Origin of the sequence: Povalibacter sp. (genome assembly GCF_036735925.1) — a bacterium.
Taxonomy (GTDB): domain Bacteria; phylum Pseudomonadota; class Gammaproteobacteria; order Steroidobacterales; family Steroidobacteraceae; genus Steroidobacter.
In genome coordinates this window covers 1-9,059 of the sequence record NZ_DAINNK010000129.1, presented here as the reverse complement: position 1 = coordinate 9,059, position 9,059 = coordinate 1, and the positions used below count along the sequence as shown (strand labels likewise).

Annotated in this window: 12 protein-coding genes; 10 read left to right on the top strand and 2 right to left on the bottom strand. The window is 63.3% G+C overall.

Going from position 1 to position 9,059, the window contains the following annotated elements; all coding sequences use genetic code 11:
- Positions 1–270: 270 nt before the first annotated feature.
- The 3 genes from V7D81_RS22325 (at position 271) to V7D81_RS22315 (ending at position 2,005) form a co-directional block, all read left to right on the top strand.
- Complete coding sequence (locus tag V7D81_RS22325; protein WP_324320477.1) at positions 271–1,041, top strand: HipA family kinase; 771 nt, start codon at positions 271–273, stop codon at positions 1,039–1,041.
- On the top strand, positions 1,025–1,411 hold the full coding sequence (locus V7D81_RS22320) for a DUF3037 domain-containing protein (RefSeq protein ID WP_324320475.1): 387 nt from the start codon (positions 1,025–1,027) through the stop codon (positions 1,409–1,411). Before V7D81_RS22325 ends, V7D81_RS22320 begins: the two co-directional genes overlap by 17 nt.
- A 186-nt stretch (positions 1,412–1,597) precedes the next feature.
- The gene (locus tag V7D81_RS22315; protein ID WP_324320473.1) at positions 1,598–2,005 is read left to right on the top strand and encodes a DUF4168 domain-containing protein; all 408 of its coding nucleotides are present in this window, start codon (positions 1,598–1,600) and stop codon (positions 2,003–2,005) included.
- 80 nt (positions 2,006–2,085) lie between these two features.
- Here V7D81_RS22315 and V7D81_RS22310 read toward each other — a convergent pair whose 3' ends face one another.
- Positions 2,086–2,292, bottom strand: a complete 207-nt coding sequence (locus V7D81_RS22310) for a SlyX family protein (RefSeq protein ID WP_324320471.1) — start codon at positions 2,290–2,292, stop codon at positions 2,086–2,088.
- Between the two features lie 309 nt (positions 2,293–2,601).
- Between V7D81_RS22310 and V7D81_RS22305 the strand changes: the two genes are divergently transcribed.
- The 6 genes from V7D81_RS22305 (at position 2,602) to V7D81_RS22280 (ending at position 6,832) form a co-directional block, all read left to right on the top strand.
- On the top strand, positions 2,602–3,474 hold the full coding sequence (locus V7D81_RS22305) for a hypothetical protein (RefSeq protein ID WP_324320469.1): 873 nt from the start codon (positions 2,602–2,604) through the stop codon (positions 3,472–3,474).
- A gap of 25 nt (positions 3,475–3,499) precedes the next feature.
- Entirely contained in the window at positions 3,500–3,952 is a 453-nt protein-coding gene (locus tag V7D81_RS22300) for a DUF6152 family protein (protein ID WP_324320467.1), read from the top strand.
- A 268-nt stretch (positions 3,953–4,220) separates the two neighbouring features.
- On the top strand, positions 4,221–4,790 hold the full coding sequence (locus V7D81_RS22295; RefSeq protein ID WP_324320465.1) for a DUF6644 family protein: 570 nt from the start codon (positions 4,221–4,223) through the stop codon (positions 4,788–4,790).
- Between the two features lie 11 nt (positions 4,791–4,801).
- Complete coding sequence (locus V7D81_RS22290; RefSeq protein WP_324320463.1) at positions 4,802–5,278, top strand: DUF6644 family protein; 477 nt, start codon at positions 4,802–4,804, stop codon at positions 5,276–5,278.
- Between the two features lie 162 nt (positions 5,279–5,440).
- Entirely contained in the window at positions 5,441–5,920 is a 480-nt protein-coding gene (locus V7D81_RS22285; RefSeq protein WP_324320461.1) for a nuclear transport factor 2 family protein, read from the top strand.
- Between the two features lie 147 nt (positions 5,921–6,067).
- A complete protein-coding gene (locus tag V7D81_RS22280) occupies positions 6,068–6,832 on the top strand; it encodes an MmcQ/YjbR family DNA-binding protein (RefSeq protein ID WP_324320458.1) in 765 nt (254 codons plus the stop codon).
- Between the two features lie 242 nt (positions 6,833–7,074).
- Here the strand turns inward: V7D81_RS22280 and V7D81_RS22275 are convergent, their stop codons facing one another.
- The gene (locus tag V7D81_RS22275; protein WP_324320456.1) at positions 7,075–8,271 is read right to left on the bottom strand and encodes an MFS transporter; all 1,197 of its coding nucleotides are present in this window, start codon (positions 8,269–8,271) and stop codon (positions 7,075–7,077) included.
- A 193-nt stretch (positions 8,272–8,464) separates the two neighbouring features.
- On the opposite strand from V7D81_RS22275, the gene V7D81_RS22270 reads away from it, so the two are divergent.
- Positions 8,465–8,830 carry a DUF805 domain-containing protein gene (locus V7D81_RS22270; RefSeq protein WP_324320454.1) on the top strand — a complete coding sequence of 122 codons (366 nt, stop codon included), beginning with the start codon at positions 8,465–8,467 and terminating at the stop codon, positions 8,828–8,830.
- Positions 8,831–9,059: the final 229 nt, after the last annotated feature.

Below are 9,059 nucleotides of genomic sequence, written 5' to 3'. Positions count from 1 at the left end.
TGCGCTTCCGGGTGGATGGGGCGAAGATCGCGGAGTAGAAGAATTTCACACGGAGATCACGGAGAACACGGAGATGAAGAGCAAGAAATTTCCACGGGGGAGGAATGGGAACACGGGGAGCACGGGGAAAGGAAAATTTTCCTTCGCTCGGACAAGAAGAGATTTTTCCTGTTCCGAACCCCCGTGTTCCCCGTGTCCCCCGTGGAAATTCTCTTCTCTCCTCCGTGATCTCCGTGAACTCCGTGTGAAATCTTCTCTTACACTCCGCTCATGCGAACCGTTTCCGCCACCCGTTACGTCACGCCGCTGCGCGAAGGCGGTTCCCTGCCGGCGATCGTCGAGGCCGACGACGACGGCATGTATGTACTGAAATTCCGCGGCGCCGGGCAGGGTCAGAAGGCGCTGATCGCGGAGCTGGTGGGCGGCGAACTGGCGCGCGCCGCCGGCCTGCCGGTGCCGGAGATCGTATTCGTCGAACTCGACGGCGAGCTGGCGCGCACCGAGCCCGATCCGGAAATCCAGTCGCTCATTCACGCGAGCGACGGCTTGAACCTGGCGCTCGACTACCTGCCCGCCTCGGTGATGTTCGATCCGATCGTATGGCAGCCCGACGCGCGGCTCGCGTCGTCCGTCGTCTGGCTGGATGCATTCATCAGCAACGTCGACCGCACGGCGCGCAACACCAACATGCTCATGTGGCATCGCCAGCTCTGGCTGATCGATCATGGCGCGGCCCTGTACTTCCATCATTCCTGGGACGGCTGGCGCGACCGCGCGCAGGATCGCTTCGCCATGATCAAGGATCACGTGCTGCTGCGCTTCGCGACCCGCCTGCGCGAGGTCGGTCCCGAACTCAGCGCGAAGATCACACCGCAGGTCATCGAGCGCATCGTGAACCTGATTCCCGATGCCTGGCTGTCGGGCGACGAACAGTTCGCGAATCCTGCTGCGTATCGTGCCGCCTACAACGAATATCTGAACCGCCGCCTGCAGGCGCCGCAGGCTTTCCTCGAGGAGGCGATCCGTGCAGTGCCTGTATGACTACGCCATCGTGCGTGTCGTGCCGCGCGTGGAACGCCAGGAGTTCATCAACGCGGGCGTGATCGTGTCCTGCCAGAAAACGGATTTTCTCGAAGCGCGCATCGAACTCGACGAAGCGCGGCTGCTCGCACTCGCGCCCGACGTCGATCTCGAAGCGGTACGCGCCAATCTCGCCAGCATTCCGCTCATCTGTCGCGGCGGCGAACCGGCCGGTCCGATCGGCCGGCTCTCGCAACGCGAGCGCTTTCACTGGCTGGTCGCTCCGCGCAGCACCGTCATCCAGACGTCGGCCGTTCACCTCGGCCGCAGCGCCGATCCGCGGCTCGCGCTGGAGCGCCTGATGGAAAAGATGGTGCGACCGCTGCGGTAACGACCGCGCCTCGAACGCGTCGCGATTCGACGACGGGAAATCATTTCAATCCGCGCCGCACGTGGCGCGATCGACCACACGCGTCGACGAAGTTGCAGCGACGCGGAACCCTGCCGCTCCCCGCGTATTGCGGAGTGTGTGTCCCTGACACATTCACCGCATGTTCTCGCTGAAGGGAGACGTTTCATGAAACACGTTCGACTGAATACCCGCGTCGCGATCGTTGCATCCGGCCTCCTGATCGCGTCGACCGCATTCTCGCAGACCGCCGCCGAACAGGGACCGCCGCTTCCCGAGACTGCTGCGCCGCAGACCAGCACCGTGCAGATCGAGGAGAAGAAGGTCGATCAGTTCGCCGCGGCCTTCGTTGCCGTGCAGGACATCCAGGCCCAGGCGGCGCAGCAGCTGAGCAATGCCGCCGATGAGCAGGAGGCAACGCAGGTCAAGGCCACTGCCGAGCGACAGATGATCGCGGCGGTCGAGCGCGAAGGCCTGCAGGTCGAGGAGTTCAACCGCATCGCCGATCTGCTGAACACCGACCTGGCGTTGCGATCGAAGGTCGTGGAGAAAGTGGAGAAACGCCGGAAGGGTTGAAGAAGCGGCGAGCGATGAGCAGCGAGCCAGAGGGCACCCGCAACCTTCTGGCTCGTAGCTCACGACTCATGGCTCGTCCGCTAGTAGTGCGGCGGCTTTTCCTGCTCCGCCGTATACCGCGCGGGCTCTTCGCGCAGGTCCTCGATGCGCCCCAGCAGTTCGCGCACCTGCAGCTTCAGGGCGTCGAGATCCTGCTGCTGCCGATAGACGACGTCGCTCAGTTCCTGGTTGGCCCGCTCCAGGAAGGCGAGCTTCAGTTCCAGACGTTCGGTCCTGTCATCACTCATGCGATTTCCTCGTGCTGCGGCGCAAACAGCGTCCCCGGGAGCGTCCCGCCACGTAAAACCGGCGGCGGCCTGGCTGGCCGCTTTTTCGAAAGCTTCCGCCGCCTCGCCGCCGCATTCCGAACCCCGTTACGCGCGTTAGCTAAACGTTATAAAAAACGGCTAACGGCCTGACCATTCTTTACAGAAATGAACTCGCCTGTTCCGGCGAGTTCAAGCAAGTTACACACGTCGTTGGAAGAGCCGGTACGCTATGCGCCAACGCAAAAACCGACAACGACCGACCTCAATAAGTCCTCCGGGGGAACCTCGATGCGAAGCGTCTTCTCACGCGTCCTGATGGCGGCGGTTGTAGCCGTGGGCGTCCAATCACTCGCCTTGGCCGCCGCACCGGCGCCCAAGATTCCGCGCCTGCCCGATGGTAAGCCCGACCTGAACGGCATCTGGCAGGCGCTCAACACCGCGAACTACGACCTCGAACCGCATGCGGCCCGGGCCGCGCTGGCGATGGTACCCGGTCAGTTCGTTCCCGTGCCGGCGCCCCAGGTGGTCGCGCTGGGCGCGGTCGGATCGGTACCCGGTGGACTCGGCGTCGTCGAAGGCGGCTCGATTCCCTACAAGCCCGAAGCGCTGGCGCAGAAGAAGGAAAACCAGAAGAACTGGCTGACTTCCGATCCCGAGATCAAGTGCTACCTGCCGGGCGTGCCGCGCGCGACCTACATGCCGTATCCGTTCCAGATCGTGCAGAGCAAGGACTACACGTTCATCGCCTACGAGTACGCCGGCGCCGTGCGCAACATCTACATGAAAGACCCGGGACCGCCGCCCGCCGATTCGTGGATGGGCCAGTCCGCGGGCAAGTGGGAAGGCGACACGCTCGTGATCGAGGCGACCGGTTTCAACGGCTCGCCCTGGCTCGATCGCGCCGGCAACTACACCACCGACAAGCACAAGGTGACCGAGCGCTACACGCTGCGCGGCCAGGACCACATCTGGTACGAAGCCACGATCGAGAATCCCGACCTGTACACGCGTCCGTGGAAGATCAGCATGCCGCTGTATCGCCGCGTCGAGCCGGATGCACAGCTCGGCCAGTTCAAGTGCGTCGAGTTCGTCGAGGAACTGATGTACGGCGAATATCGCAAGAAGCCGACGCCGGCGGCCGACAAGCCCGCGGCGGAATGACGATTCGAACCAAGAGGTGGATGCAATGCGCAAGAAGTTTCTCATCGCCGGTGCCGTCGCGGCCGGATTCGGCGGACTGCTGATCGGTGCCGCGCCCTCGGTGGCGCATCACGCGTTCGCCGCGGAATTCGACGGCAATCGTCCGGTGAACCTGACCGGCCCGGTCACCAAGGTCGAGTGGATCAATCCGCATGCGTGGATCCACATCGACGTGAAGAATCCCGATGGCACGACCACCGGCTGGATGGTGGAAGGCGGCACGCCGAACACGCTGCTGCGCCGTGGCATCACCAAGGATTCGCTCCAGATCGGCACCGTCATCGTGGTGCGCGGCTATCAGTCGAAGGACGGCCTGTGCAAGCCGAAGTGCCGCGCCAACGGCCGCGACGTGACCTTCCCCGACGGCCGCAAGCTGTTCATGGGTTCCTCGGGTACCGGCGCGCCGCAGGACGGCAGCGATCCCGAAGACAAGAAGTAACCGCGCACGGCAGGCGGCCCGGTCCCCTTTCCGGTCCGCCGGCGAAGCCACGGACGGCTTCGCCTGTCTCCTGTAGGTCAGGCTTCAGCCTGACTCCTTCCGAAGGCCGGCCAAAGCCGGCCCCACAGGAAGAAACCGCCGCGAATAATTCTTCACGCTGCCCCGATGGGGAGCGCGCAAACCGGTCCGTATACTGCGGTCACTCGATCTCACGGCGCGACTTGAACCACTACAGCGCCGACGAATCTGGCAGAGGGGTTTCCCGCGCGTGCTGAATGAACTGCTGCTGACCTTCGCGCAATGGCTCGGCGCCCAGCAATGGAGTGTCGGCCTGCACGAATCGTTCTACATGTACAACTGGATCGAGACGACCCACGTCCTGACCCTCACCGTCTTTCTCGGCATGCTGTTCGTCATCGATCTGCGCATGCTGGGCCTCGCGTTCACGAACGTGCCGGCATCGAAGATCGCCGAACGGCTCGACCTGCCGATGATGATCGGCTTCGCCGTGATGATCGTCACCGGCCTGCTGCTGTTCTATGCGATTCCCGTGCGCACGACCCAGAGCGTGTGGTTCCGTCTCAAGGTGATCCTGCTCGTCGCCGCCGGCATCAATGCCTGGATCTTCCGCAACCGCATGAAAAAGGCGAAGCCGACCTGGGATCTCGATGCCGTGCCGCCGAAGAACGTGCGGGTCGGCGCGGGACTGTCGCTGTCGCTGTGGATCGTCATCATCTTCGCCGGTCGCGCCATCGCGTACGACTGGTTCGATTGCGGCCAGGACCAGTCGGCCTTCATCAACTGGGCCGCCGGCTGCGTCGCCGGCGCGAGCGAGTGAAGGAGTAGCCCATGGACGTCATGTCGTTCTTCACCTGGCTCGAAGGCTCCACGCTCGGTCACATCGCCAAGTCCTATGGCGGCGTGTACGCGGCGGCGCAGACGGTGCACCTCGCTTCGATGGCGCTGCTCGGCGGCACCGTACTCGTCACGGACCTGAGGCTGCTGAACGTGGCGCTGCGCGACGTGCCCTCGAACGTCGTCGCCGACGGCGCGCACAAGTGGTTCAAGGTCGCGCTCGCCATCATTCTTCTCTCGGGCATCTTCATGGTCGCCGGCGTCGCGATGAAGGCGTACTACAACGATTTCTACTGGGCCAAGATGGCGGCGCTCGCCACCGGCATCCTCTTCGTGTTCGCCGTGAAGCGGCCGCTGCTGAAGAAGGATCACTCCCGGATTCCCGGCTGGCTGCTGAAACTCGTGGCCATTGCCTCGATCACCGTCTGGTTCACCGTCGCCGCCTGCGGCCGGTGGATCGGCTTCTCCTGAGGGAGGCCGCTTCATGCAGCTCCGCGAAAAAATTGCCGCCGCCGTCTCGCTCGCCATCATCCTCACCGCCGCCGTCTACTGGATCATCCAGATCCGGGGCGTGATGGAGATGCTCAAAATGGCGTATGGTTGACGATCCATCCGCACGACCCAGAGGACTTCATGAAATCCGCACTGCTCACCGTTCTGGCACTGGCCGCCGCCGTCATCCCGCACGCCTCGCGGGCCGATGCCCTGACGGCCCAGGACTATGCCGAGATCGAACAGCTCTACGCCCAGTACAACCTCACGCTGGACGCCAATGACCCCGAAGGCTGGGCAGCGACCTTCACGCCCGACGGCACGTTCATGAGCTACACCGGCCACGACGGCCTGGTGGGCTTCGCCAAGGCCTGGCACGAACGCATGGGCGGCACCACCCGTCGCCACTGGAACACCAACCTGCGCCTCACCGGCGACGGCACCAAGGCCGAAGGCACCGTGTACCTGATGCTGGTGGACGTCGCGACCAAGTCGATCTACAGCACCGGCGTCTACACGGACGTGCTGACCAAGACCCCGCAGGGCTGGCGCTTCACCAAGCGCGTCGTCAAGCTCGATGCGGCAGCACCCGCAGCACCGGCGCAGCAGCCGCCGAAGTAAGGAACGAGAACCGCAAAAGACCGCATGAAAGAAGTAGGGATATAGAGGATTCCGTCGCTTTCCATCCCTCATTTCTTTTTTGCGGTCTTTTGCGGCCTCCTAATTCCTCTCCTTGCCGCGACCACCGCGGCCCGCTAGCCTCGCCGCATGGCCAAGGACATCGACGCAGCGGTTCGTGAAGTCTGCCTCTGGCTGCCGCAAGCCGAGGAATTCCTGTCGCACGGCTCGCCCAACTTCCGCGTTCGCGGCAAGACCTTCGCCACCTACAGTGTCAATCATCATGGCGATGGCCGGATCGCACTCTTGCTGAATGCGCCCGACGGCGCACAGGCCCTGTACACCAAGGAAGAACCCAGACACTTCTTCGTGCCGCCGTATGTCGGGCCGCGCGGCTGGCTCGGCGTGCATCTCGACAAGGGCATTTCGTGGAAGCGCGTCGCGAAGCTCGTGCGCGAGGCGTACGAGAAAGTCGCGCCGCCTGCGCTGAGCCGGTCGCTCGGCAAGACCATCGAGATCAAACCGCCGACGGCGAAGCTCAAACCGGAGCAGATCGATCCGCTGCAGGGCAAGCGCGCGCAGCAGGTGATCAAGAAGCTGCGCGCCCTGTGCCTGGCGCTGCCGGAAACGGCCGAAGACAAGGCATTCGGCGTACCGGTCTGGAAAGCCGGCAAGAAGACCTTCGCCTGCACCGGACACGGCCGCAACGGCATCACGCTGCTGTTCTGGGCCGGCGTCGAACAGCAATCGCTGCTGACGTCAGATCCCCGCTCCTCCATTCCCGCCTACATGGGCCACAACGGCTGGATCGCCATCGACGTGACGAAAAGCGCCGACTGGAAGGAAATCGAACAGCTCATGCTGCACAGCTACCGGCACTTCGCCTTGCGGCGAATGCTGGCGGCGCTCGGATAAGGAAAGTTTCACACGGAGTTCACGGAGAACACGGAGGTCGCGAGACAAGCGGAAGATTTCACGCAGAGAGCACAGAGTTCGAGGAAAGGAAAAAGGAAGTTTCCACGGGGGACACGGGGAGCACGGGGACAAGAAATGAAATTTTCTGTTCCGAACCCTGTGTTCCCCGTGTCCCCCGTGGAAATTCCTCTTCCTCTTATCTCCGTGATCTCTGTGCTCTCCGTGTGAAATTCCTGTTCTTCTTACCTCTTCTCCATCGCGGGCAGGAACGCCGCCAGCACGCCGATCAGCGGCAGGTACGCGCACAGGCCGTAGACGTATTCGATGCTGGTGACATCGGCGAGATGGCCGAGCACGGCGGCGCCGAGACCGCCCATGCCGAAGGCGATGCCGAAGAACAGGCCGGAGATCATGCCGACCTTGCCGGGCACGAGATCCTGCGCATACACGAGAATCGCCGAGAAGGCCGAGGCGAGGATCAGGCCGATCGGCACGCACAGCACGCCGGTCCAGAACAGGTTCGCGTGCGGCAGGATCAGCGTGAACGGCAGCACGCCGAGAATGGAAATCCAGATGACATACTTGCGGCCGATGCGATCGCCCACCGGACCACCGACGATCGTGCCGATCGCGACCGCCGCCAGGAACACGAACAGGTACACCTGCGCCGACCCGATCGACACGTTGAACTTGTGAATGAGATAGAACGTGAAGTAGCTGGTGAAGCTCGCGAGATAGAAGTACTTCGAAAAAATCAGCGCGACGAGGATCGCCAGCGCACTCGCCACCTTGCCGCGGCTCAGCGGCGCATGCGCGGCAACGACTTTCTTCCGGTTTGCCTGCCGCAGGTTATGACGCGCATACCAGCCGCCGACTTTCGCCAGCAGGATCATGCCGAGCATTGCGGCCAGCGCGAACCACGCGACGCTGGCCTGCCCGTTCGGCAGCACGATGAACGCAGCCGCGAGCGGTCCGATCGCCGAGCCCGCATTGCCGCCGACCTGGAATACCGACTGCGCGAACCCGTGCCGGCCGCCCGATGCCAATCGCGCCAGTCGCGATGATTCCGGATGAAAGATCGATGAGCCGATGCCGGTGACGGCCGCTGCGAGCAACAGCATCGGAAAACTCCATGCGTGCGACAGCAGCAGCAAACCGATCAGCGTGAATCCCATGCCGCACGACAGCGCATACGGCAGCGGCCGCCTGTCCGTGAACCAGCCCACCAGCGGCTGCAGCAGCGACGCGGTGATCTGGTACGTCAGCGTGACCAGGCCGATCTGACCGAAATCGAGCTGCAGCCCGGTCTTGAGAATCGGATACATCGCCGGCAGCAGCGACTGCATCATGTCGTTGAGGAAGTGACAGAAGCTGAGCGCGCCGAGCACGGCAACGGCCGTCGACGCAGCTTCGGGATGGGTTTCGACGCGGGCGTTCATGAGGCCGATTGGAGCACGCCCGGTCACGGCGGCGCGATAGGCCGGGGGATGAAAGCGCTGCATTCATGCGCGAAACCGGGCGTCGGAATCGGCGAACGGGACGCCTGACTTGCAGTCCTGCTATAAGGAAACGGTCGCGCGAGGCCAGCCCGCGGACAGCTCACAAGAACCACAACAGACGAGGGACACGCGAATGAACTGGTATCTGGACGTACTCAAGAAATATGCAGTGTTTTCCGGTCGCGCGCGGCGCAAGGAATACTGGATGTTCTTCCTGTTCAACATCATCGTCGGTTTCGTGCTGGGCATCGTCGACGGCCTCACCGGCACGACCAGCCTCCAGTACGGAATCGGATTGCTGGGCGGCCTGTACTCGCTCGCCGTCATCATTCCCAGCATCGCGGTCAGCGTACGGCGCCTGCACGACACCGATCGCAGCGGCTGGTGGCTGCTGATCGGTTTCATTCCCCTCATCGGCGCGATCGTGCTGATCGTGTTCTTCTGTCTCGACAGCACGCCGGGCGAGAACCGCTTCGGGCCGAATCCGAAGGGCGCCTGAAATGTGGGGGCTGGCTTCGAGCCGGCCCCTGCACCGGCGCGCTCGCACCCCGCGGAAATACAAGTCAGCATCACGCTCAGCTCGCTGCGGGTCACGAAGTTCTTTGTAGGCGCTCAACACCGCAAAAGAAGCAGGATCTAAGAACCCGCTCCGACTGCGGGCCATGTCCGTCTTCGGTAGAGTCGAGATGTGGCGCGGTGACAGTAGGCTTGGTTTGTCTGTTGCCGTC